Source organism: Kosakonia sp. MUSA4 (genome assembly GCF_013085925.1).
Classification (GTDB): domain Bacteria; phylum Pseudomonadota; class Gammaproteobacteria; order Enterobacterales; family Enterobacteriaceae; genus Kosakonia; species Kosakonia sacchari_B.
In genome coordinates, this window is sequence record NZ_CP025697.1 from 3,746,431 (window position 1) to 3,764,620 (window position 18,190).

General features: G+C 57.2%; 15 protein-coding genes. 6 read left to right on the forward strand and 9 right to left on the reverse strand.

The window, feature by feature from the left end:
- Positions 1–5 precede the first annotated feature (5 nt).
- Positions 6–1,424: an MFS transporter gene (locus tag C0557_RS17640; RefSeq protein WP_208659881.1), complete on the forward strand. Its 1,419-nt coding sequence runs from the start codon at positions 6–8 to the stop codon at positions 1,422–1,424.
- A gap of 65 nt (positions 1,425–1,489) precedes the next feature.
- Positions 1,490–2,287, forward strand: a complete 798-nt coding sequence (locus C0557_RS17645) for a PhzF family phenazine biosynthesis protein (RefSeq protein ID WP_208659883.1) — start codon at positions 1,490–1,492, stop codon at positions 2,285–2,287.
- Here C0557_RS17645 and C0557_RS17650 read toward each other — a convergent pair.
- Together C0557_RS17650 and pheP are read right to left on the reverse strand one after the other, a co-directional pair.
- Positions 2,276–3,145 carry a DMT family transporter gene (locus C0557_RS17650; RefSeq protein ID WP_208659885.1) on the reverse strand — a complete coding sequence of 290 codons (870 nt, stop codon included), beginning with the start codon at positions 3,143–3,145 and terminating at the stop codon, positions 2,276–2,278. The two genes, C0557_RS17645 and C0557_RS17650, sit on opposite strands and share 12 nt — an antisense overlap.
- Positions 3,146–3,352: 207 nt before the next feature.
- Complete coding sequence (gene pheP / locus C0557_RS17655; protein ID WP_208659887.1) at positions 3,353–4,750, reverse strand: phenylalanine transporter; 1,398 nt, start codon at positions 4,748–4,750, stop codon at positions 3,353–3,355.
- A gap of 146 nt (positions 4,751–4,896) precedes the next feature.
- Between pheP and C0557_RS17660 the strand changes: the two genes are divergently transcribed.
- Positions 4,897–5,283: a VOC family protein gene (locus C0557_RS17660; RefSeq protein ID WP_074777340.1), complete on the forward strand. Its 387-nt coding sequence runs from the start codon at positions 4,897–4,899 to the stop codon at positions 5,281–5,283.
- A gap of 14 nt (positions 5,284–5,297) precedes the next feature.
- Here the strand turns inward: C0557_RS17660 and C0557_RS17665 are convergent, their stop codons facing one another.
- Together C0557_RS17665 and C0557_RS17670 are read right to left on the reverse strand one after the other, a co-directional pair.
- Positions 5,298–7,238 carry a methyl-accepting chemotaxis protein gene (locus C0557_RS17665; protein ID WP_208659889.1) on the reverse strand — a complete coding sequence of 647 codons (1,941 nt, stop codon included), beginning with the start codon at positions 7,236–7,238 and terminating at the stop codon, positions 5,298–5,300.
- 289 nt (positions 7,239–7,527) lie between these two features.
- Positions 7,528–7,788 (reverse strand): DUF2534 family protein, encoded by a 261-nt coding sequence (locus C0557_RS17670; protein WP_208659891.1) that lies wholly within the window; start codon positions 7,786–7,788, stop codon positions 7,528–7,530.
- 267 nt (positions 7,789–8,055) lie between these two features.
- Here C0557_RS17670 and C0557_RS17675 point away from each other — a divergent pair, with 267 nt between their 5' ends.
- Complete coding sequence (locus tag C0557_RS17675) at positions 8,056–9,459, forward strand: glutamine synthetase family protein (protein ID WP_208659894.1); 1,404 nt, start codon at positions 8,056–8,058, stop codon at positions 9,457–9,459.
- Between the two features lie 15 nt (positions 9,460–9,474).
- Here C0557_RS17675 and C0557_RS17680 read toward each other — a convergent pair whose 3' ends face one another.
- The gene (locus C0557_RS17680; RefSeq protein WP_208663011.1) at positions 9,475–9,999 is read right to left on the reverse strand and encodes a GNAT family N-acetyltransferase; all 525 of its coding nucleotides are present in this window, start codon (positions 9,997–9,999) and stop codon (positions 9,475–9,477) included.
- Positions 10,000–10,095: 96 nt separating this feature from the next.
- Between C0557_RS17680 and C0557_RS17685 the strand changes: the two genes are divergently transcribed.
- The gene (locus C0557_RS17685; RefSeq protein WP_208659896.1) at positions 10,096–10,980 is read left to right on the forward strand and encodes a LysR family transcriptional regulator; all 885 of its coding nucleotides are present in this window, start codon (positions 10,096–10,098) and stop codon (positions 10,978–10,980) included.
- Between the two features lie 8 nt (positions 10,981–10,988).
- Here C0557_RS17685 and C0557_RS17690 read toward each other — a convergent pair whose 3' ends face one another.
- The 4 genes from C0557_RS17690 to betC all read right to left on the reverse strand — a co-directional run bounded on the left by C0557_RS17690 (position 10,989) and on the right by betC (position 17,130).
- Positions 10,989–13,202, reverse strand: a complete 2,214-nt coding sequence (locus C0557_RS17690; protein WP_208659898.1) for a TonB-dependent siderophore receptor — start codon at positions 13,200–13,202, stop codon at positions 10,989–10,991.
- A gap of 51 nt (positions 13,203–13,253) precedes the next feature.
- Positions 13,254–14,342 (reverse strand): YncE family protein, encoded by a 1,089-nt coding sequence (locus tag C0557_RS17695; RefSeq protein ID WP_208659900.1) that lies wholly within the window; start codon positions 14,340–14,342, stop codon positions 13,254–13,256.
- 299 nt (positions 14,343–14,641) lie between these two features.
- Entirely contained in the window at positions 14,642–15,586 is a 945-nt protein-coding gene (gene choX / locus C0557_RS17700) for a choline ABC transporter substrate-binding protein (RefSeq protein WP_208659902.1), read from the reverse strand.
- Between the two features lie 2 nt (positions 15,587–15,588).
- Complete coding sequence (betC, locus tag C0557_RS17705; RefSeq protein WP_208659904.1) at positions 15,589–17,130, reverse strand: choline-sulfatase; 1,542 nt, start codon at positions 17,128–17,130, stop codon at positions 15,589–15,591.
- A 105-nt stretch (positions 17,131–17,235) separates the two neighbouring features.
- Here betC and C0557_RS17710 point away from each other — a divergent pair, with 105 nt between their 5' ends.
- A complete protein-coding gene (locus C0557_RS17710; protein WP_208659906.1) occupies positions 17,236–18,165 on the forward strand; it encodes a LysR substrate-binding domain-containing protein in 930 nt (309 codons plus the stop codon).
- Positions 18,166–18,190: the final 25 nt, after the last annotated feature.

Below are 18,190 nucleotides of genomic sequence, written 5' to 3' on the forward strand. Positions count from 1 at the left end.
TCACCATGAAAACGTCTGCTGTTTCACCAGGCCGGGCAGGCCTGATCCTTCTGCTGACCGGGCAGATGTTGCCCCAGATAGATACTTCAATCACCAACGTCGCGCTCGATTCGATCACCCAGTCGTTGCACACCAGCGCTACGCAACTGGCGTTGATCGTTGCCCTGTACGGCGTGGCGTTTGCCGTCTGTCTGGCGATGGGCAGCAAGCTGGGCGATAACTTTGGCCGCAAACGCCTGTTTTTAGTGGGCGTAGCGTTGTTTGGCCTTGCCTCGCTGCTGTGCGGCCTGGCGAATTCTGTCTCCGCACTGTTGGCCGCCCGCACGTTGCAGGGCATCGGCGCGGCGCTGATCGTGCCGCAAATTCTCGCCACGTTGCATGTCACGTTAAAAGGCACCGCGCATGCCCGCGCCATTAGTTTGTATGGCGGTATTGGCGGCGTGTCATTCATTATTGGCCAGATGTGTGGCGGCTGGCTGGTATCAGCGGATATCGCCGGGCTGGGCTGGCGCAACGCCTTCTTTATCAACGTACCGATTTGTCTGTTAATACTGGCGCTGAACCGCTACCTGCCGGAGACGCGCAGCGACACCCGTACACGTATTGACTGGCAGGGCACTTTCGCGCTGGCGTTAATCCTTTGCTGCCTGCTGTTCCCGCTGGCACTCGGCCCGGATCTGCACTGGCCGTGGCCAACGCAGGCCGCGCTGCTGGCGCTGTTCCCGCTGGCTCTGTGGATGCGTACCAGCGCCTTACAACAACAGCGCGCCGGTCTGGTTCCGCTGGTGCCGCCGCATCTGCTTAAGCTGCACAGCGTTCGTTTTGGTCTGCTGATTGCGTTGCTGTTTTTCACCGCGTGGTCCGGCTTTATGTTCTGCATGGCGCTGACGTTGCAGGCGGGCATGGGAATGACGCCGTACCAGTCCGGCAACAGCTTTGTGGCGCTCGGTATCGCCTATTTTGTCTCCGCCTGGTATGCGCCGAAACTGATTGCCCGTTACAGCATGCGTACGATTTTACTGACCGGGCTGGTCATTCAGGTGAGCGGCCTGCTGGCGCTGATTGCCACGTTACAACTCTCCGGGCGAATGGTCGGCGTGCTGGCGCTGGCGCCTTCCACCGCGCTCATTGGCTACGGCCAGGCGCTGATTGTGAACAGCTTTTACCGCATCGGAATGCGGGATATCACCACGCAGGATGCGGGCGCTGGCAGCGCGTTGCTCAGTACACTGCAACAGGCGACATTGGGTCTCGGCCCGGCCGCGCTTGGCAGCGTATTTCTCTATCTGGTGGGTCAGTCACAAGGCAATTACAGTATCGCGCTGAGCGGCTTTCTGGTGACAGAAGTGGTCATGATGCTGGTACTGGCGGCAGCGGCAGTCAGCGCACGCCAGCAACTGGCTCACCGTTGTCCGGCCAACTAAAGAACGCTATCCGTTGTCGTGAAACAGGGGTAGTGTTATCACCTTGTAAAGAAAGGAGTGAAGCGATGGAACTCGATATTTATCAGGTGGATGCATTCAGCGCGCATCCTTTTTCCGGCAACCCGGCGGGTGTATGCATCACGCCGCACGGGCTGGAGAGCGGGTTAATGCAGCAGATTGCCGATGAGATGGCGGTGTCGGAAACCGCGTTTCTCAATCTTGCTGATAACAACCTGCGCTGGTTCACACCGCAGGCTGAAGTGGATTTGTGCGGCCACGGTACGCTGGCGACGGCGCATATCCTGCGCCAGACCGGGTTACTGCAAGCGGGTGAAACGATCACGTTTCAGACGCTCTCCGGCCCGCTATCCGCCACGCCCGGCGCAGAGAGTATCCAGCTCGATTTCCCATTACTCACCCCGCAACTGCACAGAGAGGCACCGCCTGCCTTACTCGCTGCGCTGGGGCTGGAGCGCGCGCAAGTGCGTGATTACGGCCTGTTTGGCCCTAAACAGCTGGTCGTGGTTGATGATGCGCAGATCGTGCGGGCATTGCAGCCAGACTTCCAGGCACTGCGCGCACTGCCGGGGCGCGGCGTGGCCGTTACCGCGCCAGGCGATGGGGAATATGACATGCTGTCGCGATATTTTGCGCCGTGGGTTGGCGTCAATGAAGATCCGGTCACCGGCTCGGCGCACTGCGCGCTGGCAGCCTACTGGTCAGAGTGCCTGGGTAAGTGCTCGCTTACCGCTTACCAGGCATCACGGCGCGGCGGCGTGCTGGCACTTCACTGCACCGACGATGGCCGCGTGCTGATGAGCGGCGCGGCACATACGGTGCTGGCAGGAACGTTACGCCTTTGAAGGCAGGCGCGACACCATCCGCCAGCGGAACCAGATCTGCGCGAGCAGGATCAGCACTCCGCCGATAATTTTTTGCAGCGGCAGTCGCTCGCCGTACCAGAGGGAGGCGGCAATCACTGTCAACAGCGGCTCCAGCACCATAATAATGGCGGCGCTGGCAACGGCGGCATATTTCTGCCCCTGCAATTGCAGGCCAAAACGCAAACTGGTGGCGATCAGGATGCTGGCCACCAGCCAGCCTGCGGTAGTGGCGGTAAACGGCTGCGTCCATGACTCAAACAGCGCCGAAATCGCTAATCCGGCGATACCGGTAATCGCCAGTTGCACCGCCGTCAGCGGCAGCAGCGGCACTTCCCGCGCACAGCGGCTGGTATAGCAAAAGTAGATCGATTGCACGAACGCCGTCAGCAGGAACCAGCCCTGGCTGGCGTGAAAGGTAATTGGCGTATGCAGGCTTAACAGCCCGAGGCCAATAATCGCCACCGGCAGACACTCCCAGTACGCGCGCGCCGGGCGGGTATGCATCATTCCCCAGGCAACCAGCGGCACAAACAGCATCGACAGGCTCATGATAAATGCCCCCTCGCCCAGCGATGCCGTGGTCGATACCGACCAGATCCACAGACAGAGGTTGAGCGCCATCCACAGGCCGCTAATCACCACCTGGCGCATTTTCTCCCACGGAATCCGCTGCCCACGGCAAAACGGCAGCAGCACCAGCGCGGCGCCGAAAAAACGCAGCCCGAGAAAGGCAAAGACCGGCATGCCAGAAATCGCCTCGCGGGAGAAAATCCAGCCGCAGGCGGCAATCATCGTGGTCAGAACGAGGAAGAGGTCGGCTTGTCGTTGCCGGGTCATGTCAGCTCCAGAGCAATAAAAAAGCCAGCGCGGACGGCTGGCGAAATTTTTCATTATCATGCCTGAAATATCAGGCGCTGGCGCGGGAAATATAACGCCAGCCCATCGTTACGCTTTCTGATATTACGTCAAAGTATGCAATGGAATTCAGCAAGCTCGCGGGCAGTCGTAGAAATTCCCGCCGGATCCGGCGGGAAGAGAGCGGGATTACGCGCGCTGCGGTGCGCGACGCAGCAGCTTGAAAGCCACGAACAGGAATGCGATCCACGCCGGCAGCAGCACGGCTGACAGGCGCATATCGTCCATGGTGTACATCAACACGAGGATCATCAGCATAAAACCGATGCACAGATAGTTGCCCGCCGGGAAGAGCAGCGCCCTGAACTGCGGATCGCGCCCTTTACGGCGCATCGCGGCGCGGAACTTCAGGTGCGCCAGCGAAATCATGATCCAGTTCAGCAGCAGGGTCGCCACCACCAGCGCCATCAGCATACCGAACGCTTTTTGCGGCAGCAGATAGTTCACCAGCACCACCAGCGACGTAATGGCCGCCGAGAGAAACAGCGAGTTGATCGGCACGCCGCGACGGCTGACGCGGGTCAGAAACGCGGGCGCGTTACCCTGCACAGAGAGGCCAAACAGCATACGGCTGTTAGAATAAACTCCGCTGTTATAGACCGACAGAGAAGCCACCAGAATCACGAAGTTCAGCGCAGAAGCCACCAGATTACTGTCCAGATCGTGGAAAATCATCACGAACGGGCTGCTGTTCGCTTTGACATCAATCCACGGATAAAGCGCCAGCAGCACCACCAGCGAACCGATATAGAACAGCAAAATGCGGTACACCACCTGATTCACCGCTTTCGGAATGGTGGTGTGCGGCTCGCTGGCTTCGGCGGCGGTGATACCAATCAGCTCCAGACCGCCGAAAGAGAACATAATCACCGCCAGCGCGAGAACCAGCCCATGCCAGCCGGTGGCGAAAAAGCCGTTATAACGCCAGAGGTTATCGAAGCTGGCGCGTTCGCCGCCGTGGCCGGTAAACAGCATCCACAGGCCAAAAACGATCATGCCGATGATGGCGATCACTTTGATCAGCGCAAACCAGAACTCGGTTTCGCCGTACAGGCGCACATTCACCAGGTTGACGGCGTTGATAATGACAAAGAACGCGGCGGCCCAAATCCAGGTCGGCACCTGCGGGAACCAGTACTGCATATAGATCCCGGCGGCGGTCAGCTCGGCCATGCCCACCAGCACAAACATTGCCCAGTAGTTCCAGCCAGAGAGGAAACCGGCAAATGGCCCCCAGTATTTATAGGCAAAGTGCGAAAACGAACCGGAAACCGGCTCTTCTACCACCATTTCGCCAAGCTGGCGCATGATCAGGAAAGCGATAACCCCGGCGATGCCGTAACCCAGCAGCACGGCTGGTCCGGCCATTTGAATCGCCGGGCCGATACCAAGGAACAACCCGGTACCAATCGCGCCACCCAGCGCAATTAACTGAATATGACGGTTTTTTAATCCCCGTTGTAGTGTCGGCCCTGTTTCCGGCCCGGCATCGGTTACCTTACCCGCTGCCTGTGACGCGTTTTTCACGTCCTTCCCCTTTCTGGTTTTATCGAAGGGGCACCTTTTAACATCTCAGGTCAGGGCTGGCAAGAAATGGAAAAGAGAGGAAGGATAAACAACCAGAATCGTCATATTATCGACGCTTACCCTTACAGCCGCTCAAGGAGATAACAATGAAAATTGCCCACGTCGCGCTCTGGACGCGTCACCTCGACGCGCAGCGAACGTTCTGGCGCGACTTTTTTTCCGCCACCAGTAATGAAAAATATGTCAGTAAAAATCGCGCAGGATTCGCCTCGTACTTTATCTCGCTAAAGGATGGCCCGACGATTGAGCTGATGACGCTGCCGGAACTGGCCGATGCGCCAGCAAACCCGGAATTTGTCGGCTGGGCGCATATCGCCATTACCGTTGGCGGCGTCGAAACCGTGGATGCAATGGCAGAAAAAGCGCGCCAGCAGGATAAACTCGCCAGCCCGGCAAGATGGACTGGCGATGGTTTTTATGAAGCGGTGATCCTCGATCCGGACGGCAACCGCATCGAACTGGTCGCCGAATAGCGCGACCCACGGCGTTACGCTTCCAGCCGGAACTGCTGCACGCTTTGCGCAAGCTGCTGCGCCTGATCCTCAAGCGAAGTGGCGGCAGCGGCCATCTGCTGCACCAGTGAGGCGTTCTGTTGCGTTACGCCGTCCATCTCGTTCACCGCGATGGTCACCTGGCCGATACCTTTGGCCTGCTCATCCGATGCACTGACGATCTCGGTAATGATCGACTGCACCGAGTTCACCGCCTGTGTCATCTCCTGCATGGTTTTCCCGGCGTCATTCACCAGTTGAACGCCGGTTTCCACCCGCTTGCCGGACTCTTCAATCAGTGCGCCAATCTCTTTCACCGCGTTGGCGCTGCGCTGCGCCAGGTTGCGCACTTCCGAGGCCACTACCGCAAAACCGCGCCCCTGCTCGCCCGCCCGCGCCGCTTCTACCGCGGCGTTCAGCGCCAGAATATTGGTCTGGAAAGCAATGCTGTTAATGATGGCGGTGATATCGCCGATCTTGCGCGCGCTGTCATCAATCTGCGCCATGGTCGACACCACCTGGCTGACCAGCTTCTCGCCACGGCTGGCGATCTGCGTGGCATTCGCCGTCAGCACCGTCGCCTGGTGCGCGTTTTCCGCGTTATGTTTCACCGTCGCGCTGAACTGTTCCATGCTGGCAGCCGTTTGCTCCAGCGCCGACGCTTGCTGCTCGGTGCGCGACGAAAGGTTGATATTACCGCTGACAATCTCCCCGGCACCCAGGCGCACGGAATCGCTGGCCTCTTTTATCTGGCCGACAATCTGCCGCAACTGCGCCTGCATGGTGTGCAGCGCATAGAACAGGCTGCTGCGATCGCCCTGTTTAACGTGGATAGCGTTATCCAGCTTGCCATCCGCCACGGAGAGCGCAATGGTCGCGCCTTCCAGCGGCTCGCCGCCAATCGGCTTCAGCACTTTGCGGCTGAAGAGAAGCCCCAGCAGCGCACTGACCAGCAATATGCTGATCACACCCAGAATAATGGCGCTGAGTAGTTGGCGATTCGCCGCCGCCATCACCTGGCTCACCGGTGCGACAACACCGAGATACCAGCTATCGCTGCTGTTGCCAATGGTGATCGGCTGCCAGGTAACCAGGCCTTTCTCACCGAGGATCGGATCGTCCTGCTCCACCACGCTGCGGCTGAAATTATCTGTTTTACCGGGATAAGGTTTGCTGGTCAGATTTTTATCCGGGTAAGAAATCACTTTCCCGGCGGTCGAAAGCAGTACCGCGTAGCCGCCGCCCGCCCACGGTTTGATCTGATTCACTTTCTGCTGCAACGACGCCAGCGAAATGTCGGATGTCACCACGCCGTGCAATTTGCCGTCGCTGACAATCGGCGCCGCCACCGAGGTCAGTAGCGTCGGCACCCCGTTATAGGCATAGCTGTAGGGTTCAATCAGCGTATCTTTCTGGCTTTTCTGCGGCAGCAGATAGTAGTCGCCCTGGCCCGGCGTCAGATAGGAGAGCAGCGGATGCATTTTATAGTTGCCTGACTGATCGCGATCGACAAAAAAGGCATAACGCCCTTTTGGCGCCTGATCGGGTTTGTCGGTGAATTCCGCATCGCGCCCGTCATAGGCATTTTCTTCAAAAATGACCGAAATGGAGAGGTAATCCGGGTTATCGCGCAGGGTGGATTCCATGAGCTTATCCACCACTTTACGATCGGTGACGCCGCCCTGCGGCAGGGCAATCAGGCTATGTCCGAGGTTATGCGCCACATCGCGGGCGTAACTGAGTTGCTGCTGGATTTTCAGCGCTTCGCTTTGCGCGATCTGCTGGAGATAGTGTTCGGCGAGACTTTTTTGCGCATGGCTGGATTGCCAGCTCAGCACCCCAATCGTTACCACAAAGCCAAGGGTGATGGTGATGGCACCCGTCAGCAGCATTTGCGCGCGGGTACTCATTTTTTTACTCACGGGTGATCTGGCCATTACAGCTCTCCTGGTATAAACCTGCTACATCACTATTCCTTTCATCACATGCTCCCTGATACCTGCTCTATCGGCGTACATTTTTTGATCTTTAATTGTTAACAGCGAGGTTACGCAGGTGTAAAAACGCGCGCGCAAAATCATAATCAGCGGTATGAAGGGGCGGGATGTGGTAGCGACGGGTAACCCACGGAGCTTGCCGCTTAATGCAGCAGTTTATGCTGTGATCTTAGTAGAGGAATTTTTGCAACAGGAGAGCGCCCCAGCACGCGCGCCAGGGCGGGAAGCGTTAGCCTTTGTCGTCTTTCGGGCCGAGGAAGTAAAAGCCAAAGGGTAGCGAACCAATAATGGTAAACATCAGGCTGTAAATCGCCACCCACGCGCCCTGGATGATAAACATCGAGGCGGTCCACGTTTCCATCGGCAGATTGTACTGCTCTTCCACGCCTTCGAAGGCGGCTTTCGAGATCACGGTGACGGCAATCAGAAACACGATCACCACCGCCACGATAAATTTTTTCCCCTCGCGGGTACGCAGTTTTTCCAGCATAGAAACCTCCTGTCATGTGGCTTTTCTGTGCTGCGAGTGTAACCGATCTGCTGTCGAATTGTTGTGAAGAGTGAAGAAAAACGGCTAACAGTGACGGCATTTGGCTTTTCCATCGCCACTGAGCATCATGTCAGCCGCGCTTTAACGACGCTGTTTTTATATTATTTTTACTGCCGCGTATTTTCTTTTTACGCGACGTTTATATCAAAATAAAAAGGGCTCTTTTATGCTGAGTTCATCGCCGCAAGGCCTGACAGAAAGAACACCATGAACTCGTTGATGACTATTCCACTGCTGAAAAATATCCGCACGCTGTTTACTTCCATGCCTATTCCGGCGCTGTCGATTGCATCTAATGAAACGGAAAGATATAGTGAAATCAGGCGATTGCAGGAAACGCTTACTGACGAAATAAAAGACTACCTGAACCGTTACCCTGAAACAAAGCATGTGGATATTTATCTGAACGATACGCATGGCATATTCAGGGGGAAAAGAGTCTCCGTGGAAAATTTATTTTCCCTGAGCAAAGGATGTTATTTTCCGCAATCTGTTTACGCCATGGATCGCGAAGGGAAAATAATCTCATCCGATACGCTGATTAACGAAGAACCGGATAATTTATGTCTGCCCGTTCCCGGAACACTGCGACCCGGCGCCCACGATCCGCAGCATAATGCGCAGTTGCTGTTGACCATGCTCGATGAAAACAACCGGCCTTATGCGCTGGAACCGGCGGCAATCCTGCAAAATGTGCTGCGCCAGTTTCATTACCACGGCCTCTATCCGGTCGTCGCCCCCGAAATTGAGTTTTACCTTGTTGATCCCGCCGCACCGAAAACCCGCCCGCAGGGCTGTTTTCATATGGCGGTGCCCTCCACCTACTCGGCGTTTATCGAGGAACTGGAAAGTCTGGCGGCAGCGCAGCGGCTGCCGCTCTCCGGCGTGGTGAGTGAAGCCGAGGCCGGACAGTTTGAACTGAATATGCCCCACTCGCATCACGTCGTGGAAGCCTGCGAACAGATCCTGGCGCTGCGTCGTCTCACCGGCACGGTGGCCGGGAAATTTGGTTTTCAGGCCAACTTTATGGCGAAGCCCTTCTCCGGGCTGGCGGGTAGCGGCCTGCATTTCCATATCAGCCTTAATGACATTCACGGTGAAAATGTTTTCGCCTGTCCCGCCGAGGAACTCAACGACATGGTGCGCCTCTCGCTGGCCGGGATGCTGGAACTGATGCCCGCGTCGGTGGCAATTATGGCGCCAGGGGTTAACGGATTTCGCCGTTTACGCAAGAACCTCAGCGAACCGCTCTTTCATTCCTGGGGCTACAACAAACGCAACGCCGCCTTGCGTATTCCCTGTTCCGACGCCCGCAACCGGCGCATCGAATATCGCCTCGCAGGCGCAGATGCCAACCCCTATCTGGTGATGGCTACCATCCTCAGCGGCATCCTGTACGGTCTGGAGCGAGTCGATGACGATACGCTGGCGAATTTCACCCACACCGCGCCGACATTACCGCTGTTTCAGCAACCGGCGCTGGAGGTGTTTCGCCAGAATAGCTATCTGGCAGAACATCTCGGCAGCGCGTTCTGCGAGCAGTGGTATAACGGCAAAATGGCAGAACTGAACTGGTTTGAAAGTCTCGTCACGCAGCAGGAGCTGGTATAACCCGCTGCGCCGCACTTAGCTGGCCTGTGGCAATGTGAAATCCCCTTCCCCCAACGGGCGCTGCATCAGCACGGTATCCAGCCAGCGCCCGTGTTTCATCCCCACGCTTTTAAGCGTACCGATCACCACAAATCCGGCGCGGCTGTGCAGCCGTAACGAACCTTCGTTTTCGCTGTTGCCGACGTTGGCAATCAATTGCCGGTAGCCCTGCGTTTCAGCCCATGCCACCGCGCGGGCGAGCAGCGCTTTACCTGCGCCCTGGCGACGAAACGTCTCATCAACGTAGATGGAATCCTCCAGCGTGTACTGGTAAGCGCGGCGCTCGCGGTAGCGGGAGAGATAGCAATATCCCCGAACCGCGCCGTCCTGCACGGCCACAAACCACGGCAGCCCGGCAAGGCGGATTTTCTTAAGCCTTGCGCGCATCTCGTCGATATCCGGCGCGTCGGTCTCAAAAGTGGCGTTCCCCTGCGTCACGTGGTAAGCATATATCTGCGTAATCGCGCGCAGATGTTGTTCTTCTGCCTCAATAATTTCCATCATCCGTCCTCTGTTCTCGCTTTCGCACAGGTTATCTGCCGCGCGGCAAAACAGGCACCGGGCGGCGCTTATAACCGCGATAAGGAAAACTTTGCCATGGCGCAATTTAGCCTCGACCAGTTGGCGACCTACAAACTGGTGATCGCCCGGGGAAGTTTTACCGCTGCGGCAGAAGTGCTGGGTATTTCGCAACCGGCGGTCAGCCTGCAAATCCGCCAGCTTGAGCAGGCGCTCCAGACGCGACTGATTGAGCGCACCGGGCGCAGCCTGCGACCGACCGCCGCCGGAAAAACCTTTCTCGCCCACTGTGCGGAAATCGAAAACGCGGTCAGCGCCGCCGTGCAGTCTGTCGCACAGCACCAGCAGGAGATTAGCGGCAGCGTCACGCTCGGCACCGGCGCAACCACCTGCATTCATCTGTTGCCGCCCGTGCTGCAACAACTGCGCGAAGATTTTCCGTTACTTACCGTTGGCGTGCGCACCGGCAATACCACAGATATCGTGCGCGCAGTGGAAGAGAATCGTATCGATATTGGCCTGGTGACGCTGCCCGCCAGCGGGCGCAACCTCGCCATTTCACCGCTGTTTAACGAAGATTTTGTCGCCATCAGCGCCAGCCGTTCGCCTGCGCTGCCCGATGCCACGCCTGCGCTATTGCAGGCCTTACCGCTGATTGTTTTTGAGTCCGGCAGCAGTACCCGCCAGTTGATTGACGGCTGGTTAACCGCCGCCGTCACGCCGGTGATGGAGCTTGGCAGCATTGAAGCGATCAAACGCATGGTGCGCGCCGGTCTCGGTTACAGCCTTGTGCCTGAAGTCGCCGTACAGGCTGATGAGGATAAATGCGGGTTGCGCGTACAGGCGTTACAGCCGCCGTTGCAGCGCACGCTGGCGCTGGTGATGCGTCAGGATAAGGTGATCAATCGCGGGATGAAAACGGTGCTGAACAGCCTGAAACAGGCGGGCAAAACGCCCGCCTAAAGGCACGCTTAGAAGTCGTAGCTCATCGAGACTTTCAACTTCCGCGCTTCACCCTGGTAGATATAGGTGCCGTTGTCTTCGACGCTGGCCCAGTATTTCTCATTGGTGACGTTATCCACGCCGACACGCCAGACCATCTCGTTTTTATCCTGATTGAGGTGCATACGGTAGCGCACCCCCAGATCCAGCGTGGTATAGCTGTCGAGTTTTTTGCTATTGGCGTTATCCGCATACTGCGAACCAGTATGGTTGATTCTTGCCGTCGCGGTCAGGCCGTCAACCGGTTTGATGTCGTATTCCGCGCCCAGCACACTGTAGAAGCGCGCCACGCCGATAGGCCGGTTCCCCTGGTTAATGCCATCTTCGGTTTTGGTCAACTCAGCATCGATCCAGGTGGCGCTGCCGTTCAGACGCAGGCCAAGCATCGGTTCACCAAACAGATTCAGCTCAACGCCGCGGTTACGCTGCTCGCCGTTCAGCGCATAGATATTGGTATCGCTGTTCTGAATGGCGGTCGGTTTCTTAATTTCAAACAGCGACAGCGTACCGCCCACGCGGCCAAAATCCGTTTTCACGCCGACTTCATTCTGTTTCGAGTGCGCAATGCCGGTGGTCTGATACTGGTTAGCGGCGCCTTCCGGCGCGGTGCTGCCCGGTTGCAGCGCTTCGGTATGGTTAGCATAGAAAGAGACCACTTCCCACGGCTTATAAACGATGCCGTAAGTCGGCATCCAGCGATCCTGGATAAAGCGCGCGGTGTCATCTTCTGCACCCGTCGCATTGCTGTAACTGTGCACCCACACTTTCTGGTAACGCGCGCCCGCCGTGAACAGCACGGTGTCGTTCAGAACGCCCAGCGTGTCGCTCAGCAGCCAGCCCTGTGTGCGGGTACGGCCGGTGGTCAGCGGATCGCTGTAGTTGCCGCCGACGTAGCTGTAATCAGGCATCGCAACCGACGCGTTATCGTAGATGTTCACTGCCGGGTTATCCGCCGCAGCCGACATGCGCCACGCCACCTTGTCCCGCTTGATATTGGCCGAATAGCCCACGTTCACTTTGTGCGATACAAAGCCGGTATCGAAGTTACCGCGCAGCCCGGCCATACCGCTCCAGGAGTCGCTGATACGGTTGGTGTCGAGGCGGCCAATCGTCGCATCGCCCTGCTCATCGTTCACTTTCGGCGCGCCGTAAATCCCCTCTTCATGCGAGTGCTGGCCGCCGAACGCGGCATACGCCGTCCAGACATCGGTCAGATCATATTCCGCGCGCGCCAGGCCAAATTCGTTTTCGATATTGCTGTACGCCCACTGCTGGCTGTAGTTTTTGGTGTTGCTCGGGACCTTCGGTACAAAATCCACTGCGCTGATGTTCACGCCCATCGAGCCGCCGTGGAAGGTCTTTTTCTGATAGCCGAGATCCAGCGAACTGCGGAAGCGATCGCTGCGATAATCGAGGCCAATCGACGCCGCCGTCGTGCGACGGTTGTCATCCTCAACGCTGGCTTCGCCTTCGCGGTGCAACAGATTGACGCGCACGCCGAACTGATTGTTATCGCCATAGCGACGGCCAACGTCCAGCGAACCGCCAAGCTGTGAACGCGAGGAGTAATCAACGCCGACGCGCGTTAACGGCGTATCATCGGCATGTTTCGGTTCAAGGTTGATCATTCCGCCGACGCCGGAAGACGCCGCGCCATTCATCAGGGCATTGGCGCCTTTAAACACTTCCACGCGTTCAAGCATCTGGGTATCCACCACCTGGCGCGGCACAATACCGGCCAGGCCGCCCATCAGCATATCGTCGCCATCCAGCTCGAAGCCGCGAATACGGTAGGTTTCCGCCATGTTGCCGTAACCCTGGCCGACCTGCACGCCAGCATCATTGCTGACCACATCGGCAATGGTTTTCGCCTGTTGATCCTGCACTAACTTTGAGGTGTAGCCGATCACGTTAAACGGCACATCCATCGCCTTCTGTTCGCCCATCATCCCAAGGCGACCGCCGTACGCGACCTGACCATCCAGATACGCCGGAACCAGCGCATCACCGCCCGGTTTGAAGTCGCTGCTGGTAGTCGACTGCACCACAATGGTGTCGTCTTTCGTCTGGCTGGTGTTGGCATTTGCCGTCGCGGCGTGCGCTGAGTGCGCCGCTGCGCCAATGGCCAGCGCAAGTAATGTCTTGCGCAAAGAAGGAGGGATCGTTTTGCTGTTATTCATCATCGACTCATATCGAAGTGTGTGGAAAAACGGCCCGTTTCCGGGCCAGGTTGATTACTGGTTAAGGGCGATGCGAACGACGCTGTCCGGCCCGTTGGTAGAGTGATCTTTGTTGAATGCCTGTTTGACGGTGACAAACAGCGTCTGTCCGTCGGCAGAGAGCAGCAGGCTGTTCGGATTCGGCGGCAGATCCCAGCGCTGTTTCACCGCAAGGCTGGTGGCATCGAGGCTCAGCACTTTTCCTGCTTCACGCTGGGTAAGGTAGATTTCATGGCGTTTCGGGTTGAATTTCACCGCCAGCGAACCGCCCAGATCGAGCTGTTTCAGCACCTTGCCGCTGTGGATATCCAGCACCAGCGTGGTTTTGGCTTTTGAGTTATCAGTAACGAACAGACGGCCGGTCTCGCTGTCTTCGGCAATGTTCAGCAGCAGCGCCGGTTTATCACCGAGCGGTTTCCAGCGTTGTTCAATGCGATTGTTGCGCGGGTTGACGACCAGTATTTCGCCACCGCCGTTCGCCACATACAGGCGCTGCGTTTGCTCAGACCAGTGCAGGCCGGTGACCCATTTCCCGGCATTTTTAATCCGTGCTTTCACTTTCAGGGTTTTGGCGTCCACCACCCACACCAGCGCCGGATCGGCCACCGCGCCAACGTACAGCACGCCGTCATGCAGCAGGATTTCACGCGCGCCGTACGGCAGGCCTTTCTCATTGCGTTCCGGGAACAGCGTGCGGGCAAGCACTTTGCCATTGCTGGTGTCGATAGCGCTGATGCCGCCATCAAGGGAGTTGGTAACGTAAACGGTTTTGCCGTCCGGGGAGATCGCCATCCCGAAGTTTTTCAGATCGGTATGGGTGGAACCGAGGGTTTTCAGCGTCGCAGGATCCAGTTTGTAAACCACCCCGCCCTGCACATCTTTAAAGCCTTCCGCACTGGAAACGTACAGCGCATCGCCCTGCGGGCTGAGTGCCATTTCATACAGGCCGCTCGCCAGATCGCGTTTTTGTACATTCGCCGGTAATTGCGCGGCAGCGGTTTTTGACGTTTCGGCAGCAGGTTGTGCCGATGTGGTGTGTTGAGCGCTGCAACTGGCCAGTACCAGGGTTGCCAGCAGCGCCAGCGCGGGGGTTTTCATCGTCATCGGAAATCCTTACCGTTAATGTCATCAACAGGCGAGCCAGCGCGTTACGCTCAGGTGCGTAATTTTTTGATGAAGGCAATTTTGCCCGGCGCAGCTCGCCACTTCTCCGTGTCCCTGTAAGCGTTTACGCCTACTGTTTTTGCGGGAAAACTCCGTGCTGCGCCCACAAACACTAAAGAGAATGAGAACTATACTCATTATCTTCATTCAGGCAAGAACTATTGTCACATTGCGTTGTCATGGGGAAAAAATGCGCCGGGCAGTAACAACCGGCGCGGATTGAGGGTATTGGGGAGAAATTACAGGCCGAGCGCTTTTTCCACCGCCGGTTGTGCCGGTTGGCCGTCGCGCGTGGTGACGCCAGCAAGCCACGCTTTCAGCAGTTCCGGGCGTTTTGCCAGCTCAGCTTTGGCCGCCGCCTGCACATCTTCTTGCTTATCCAGCACGCGGGTGATCACCGCGTTTTCCAGCGCGACATCAAATTTCAACTGGCTGAAAAAACGGTTGGCGTTCGGGCACGCGGTGGCGAAATCTTTGCGGGTCACCGTATTCACAGTAGCGCTGCCGTAGTTGGGACCGAAATACGCATCGCCGCCGCTCAGGTAAGCCAGCTTGAAACGTGTATTCATCGCATGCGGCTCCCAGCCAAGGAAGACGATCCACTGCTTACGCTCCACCGCACGCATCACCTGCGCCAGCATGCCGCTTTCACTCGATTCCACCAGTTGCCAGTTTTGCAGGCCGAAATCGTGTTTATCGAGCATCTTTTTCAGGTTCTGGTTAGCAGGTGCGCCCGGCGCAATGCCGTAAATTTTGTTGTCGAATTTTGCCGCGTTCTTTTGCAGATCGGCAAAATCTTTCACCCCGGCCGCCGCGACATAATCCGGCACGGCCAGCGTAAAGCGCGCCGCAGGCAGGTTCGCGCCCAGCACCTTAATCGAACCATCGGCGGTAAATTTGCTGATTACCGGCTCCTGCGCAGGCATCCAGTTGCCGAGGAAGACATCGACCTGCCCGGTTTTCAGCCCCTGAAACGCCAGCGCGACAGAGAGGTTTTGCACCTTTTGCTGGTAACCCAGTGCATTAAGCACCACGCCGGAGAGCGCGTTTGTCGAGGCGATATCCGTCCAGCCCGGATCGGACTGGGTAATCGTCGCGCAACGGGCTTCGTCGGCGGCGTAACTGCTCAGTGAAACCCCGCCAGCCAGCGCCAGCAGTAAAAGTTTGCTCACACGTTTTTTCATTGTTATTTCCCTGCCGGTTGTTTTAAAGGTCGCGGATAACGGGCAAAAGCTTCCTGTTCATCCAGCGTTTGATGGTTACGAATGTAGCGTTGCGACGCCTCCTGATGCGGCTGAAAATCCCACTTCGGAATGGCATCGCTGCCTGCAATGCGGGTTAAAAACAGCCGCCGTTTCTGGCTCGCCAGCACCTGCTCGCGCAGCGCAGGCAGATCCCAGCGGCGGGCGACTTCGGCGGCAAACTCCGCGCTAACCTGCTGATAATCGCTATTTGCGGCCAGGTTTTGCCGCTCATCAGGATCGTTTTGCAGATGGAAAAGTTGCGGCGCTTCGCTGAAGGAGTGAATGTATTTCCACGGGCCGCGACGGATCATCAGCATCGGCCCCAGCGCGCCTTCGGCAAGGTATTCGCTGCAGGCACCATCCGGCCCCGCTTCGCCGCGCAGATGCGGCACCAGGCTGTTGCCATCCAGCGGCGCAATCGCTTGCGCTTTACGGTCTTCGCCGCTTGCCAGCTCAACCAGCGTCGGCAGCAGATCGACCAGCGAAACGCTGTGAGCAATGCGTCGCGGCGCAAAGCGCGCCGGGTTATGCACGATAAACGGAATGCGCACCGCATTTTCGAAGAAGGTCATTTTGTACCAGAGATCGCGCTCGCCAAGCATTTCGCCATGATCCGCCACCACCAGCACCACGGTATCTTCCGCCAGCCCGGTTTCTTCCAGGGTGGTGATGATTTCGCCAAAGCAGTCATCAACATAAGCCAGCGCACCGTAATAAGCATGGCGCGCACGACGGATCTGCTCATCGCTGAGCAAGCCCTCTTCCAGTTGATACATCGCCCGCAGACGCGCGGAGTGCGCATCCTCCTCGACATCCTGCTTGCGGGTTTTCGGCATATCGATCGCTTCTTCGCTAAAACGGTCAAGATAACGGCGCGGAATAGCAAACGGATCGTGTGGATGGGTGAGCGACAGCAGCAACATAAAAGGGTGTTCCGCCGGGCGACGCGCGGCGTCATACAGCCGCTGGCGCGCCAGAAACAGCGCTTCATCGTCGAAATCAAGCTGGTTAGTGCGCACGCATTCGCCCGCTTCCAGCACCGAGCTCATATTGTGATACCAGTCGAGGCGGCGCTCCGGTCGCTCCCAGTCCGGTGTCCAGCCAAAATCAGCCGGGTAGATATCGGTGGTCAGGCGCTCATCAAAACCGTGCAACTGATCCGGGCCGCAAAAATGCATCTTGCCGGAGAGCCAGGTGCGGTAGCCCTGCTCGTGCAGATAGTGGCAAAAAGTGGGCGAATCGGCATGAAACTCGGCGGCGTTATCATAGACGGCGTTGCGCGAGATAAATTGCCCGGTCATCAGCGACGCCCGCGACGGCGCGCACAGCGGGCTGTTGCAGTAGGCGGATTCAAACACAACCCCTTCATCGGCTAATTTATCGATATTCGGCGTCAGGCTAACGTTATTACCATAGGTTTTTAATACGCTGGCGGTTAATTGATCGGCCATCAGAATAACGATATTCGGTTTCTTTATAAGCATACGGCGTCCAACAATAAAATATTCAATTAAAACGTGATAGGTTTATCTCACGCTTATTAAACTCCGTGAAGGGGTTATTTCTTTATCATGAAATAAGGTGGATTTATGGCAGACAAATTACAGCTTCCGCCTTTACAGGCATTAGTGGTATTTGAAGCGGCGGCGCGATTAGGTAATTTTACCGCCGCAGGCAATGAGTTAGGGCTTTCGCAACCGGCGGTCAGCCAGCGTATTCAGACGCTGGAAAGTCGGCTCAATGCACTGTTATTTGAACGGCGGCATCGCGGCGTGCAATTAACCGAATCCGGCCACAGCCTGTACCTGATTGTTCGCAGCAGCCTGAACGACATCAGCGAGCAGCTGGAGCGCACGCGCCGCCAGCGCAGCGTGCTGCGTATCGACACCGATATGGGCTTCGCCAGCTACTGGTTGCTGCCGCGCATGGAGCGGCTGCAGGCGTTGATCCCCGGCGTGGAAGTGCAGGTGACCACCTCGCCAAATGACTACAATTTTCGCGACAGTAATGCCGATTTAGCGATCTATTTCGGCCTCGGCAACTGGCCGGGCGCGCAAACCCAGCGTCTGTTCCCGGAGATCGTCTTTCCTGTTTGTAATCAGGAGATTAAACAGAAAATTGGCGCTGAAAATAACGCCGAACAGTTGCTGCGCTACCCGCTGTTAAAGCTGCCGGAAACCCGCCCGCAGCGCTGGATAACCTGGGAAGACTGGTTCCGCCACCACCAGGTTTACGGCCAGAGCCACAGCGCCTCGCGCACCTTTAACGCTTACTCGCTGGTGATCCAGGCTGCGCTGGAAGGCCAGGGCATTGCGCTCGGCTGGCAGCCATTGATCGCGCCGTTTATCGCCAGCCGCCAATTGGTGCAGTGCGGTCCGCAGGTACGTACCGAACGCGGTTATTATCTTATTTCCGCCAGCCATAAACCGCTCAGTACGCAGCAGGAAAAAATAAAAGCCTGGTTATTAGATGAAGCCTGGGGATTTCATGAAAATAGCGCATTGATTGCCGGAATATAAATAAGCTAATGCGGAAAAAGCATAT

What these genes read in the sequence shown, in the direction of transcription:
- C0557_RS17640 (WP_208659881.1), top strand. Translation starts at nt 6, where the DNA reads ATGAAAACGTCTGCTGTTTCACCAGGCCGGGCAGGCCTGATCCTTCTG.
- C0557_RS17645 (WP_208659883.1), top strand. Translation starts at nt 1,490, where the DNA reads ATGGAACTCGATATTTATCAGGTGGATGCATTCAGCGCGCATCCTTTT.
- C0557_RS17650 (WP_208659885.1), bottom strand. Translation starts at nt 3,145, where the DNA reads ATGACCCGGCAACGACAAGCCGACCTCTTCCTCGTTCTGACCACGATG.
- C0557_RS17660 (WP_074777340.1), top strand. Translation starts at nt 4,897, where the DNA reads ATGAAAATTGCCCACGTCGCGCTCTGGACGCGTCACCTCGACGCGCAG.
- C0557_RS17665 (WP_208659889.1), bottom strand. Translation starts at nt 7,238, where the DNA reads ATGGCCAGATCACCCGTGAGTAAAAAAATGAGTACCCGCGCGCAAATG.
- C0557_RS17670 (WP_208659891.1), bottom strand. Translation starts at nt 7,788, where the DNA reads ATGCTGGAAAAACTGCGTACCCGCGAGGGGAAAAAATTTATCGTGGCG.
- C0557_RS17675 (WP_208659894.1), top strand. Translation starts at nt 8,056, where the DNA reads ATGAACTCGTTGATGACTATTCCACTGCTGAAAAATATCCGCACGCTG.
- C0557_RS17680 (WP_208663011.1), bottom strand. Translation starts at nt 9,999, where the DNA reads ATGGAAATTATTGAGGCAGAAGAACAACATCTGCGCGCGATTACGCAG.
- C0557_RS17685 (WP_208659896.1), top strand. Translation starts at nt 10,096, where the DNA reads ATGGCGCAATTTAGCCTCGACCAGTTGGCGACCTACAAACTGGTGATC.
- C0557_RS17690 (WP_208659898.1), bottom strand. Translation starts at nt 13,202, where the DNA reads ATGATGAATAACAGCAAAACGATCCCTCCTTCTTTGCGCAAGACATTA.
- C0557_RS17695 (WP_208659900.1), bottom strand. Translation starts at nt 14,342, where the DNA reads ATGACGATGAAAACCCCCGCGCTGGCGCTGCTGGCAACCCTGGTACTG.
- choX (WP_208659902.1), bottom strand. Translation starts at nt 15,586, where the DNA reads ATGAAAAAACGTGTGAGCAAACTTTTACTGCTGGCGCTGGCTGGCGGG.
- betC (WP_208659904.1), bottom strand. Translation starts at nt 17,130, where the DNA reads ATGCTTATAAAGAAACCGAATATCGTTATTCTGATGGCCGATCAATTA.
- C0557_RS17710 (WP_208659906.1), top strand. Translation starts at nt 17,236, where the DNA reads ATGGCAGACAAATTACAGCTTCCGCCTTTACAGGCATTAGTGGTATTT.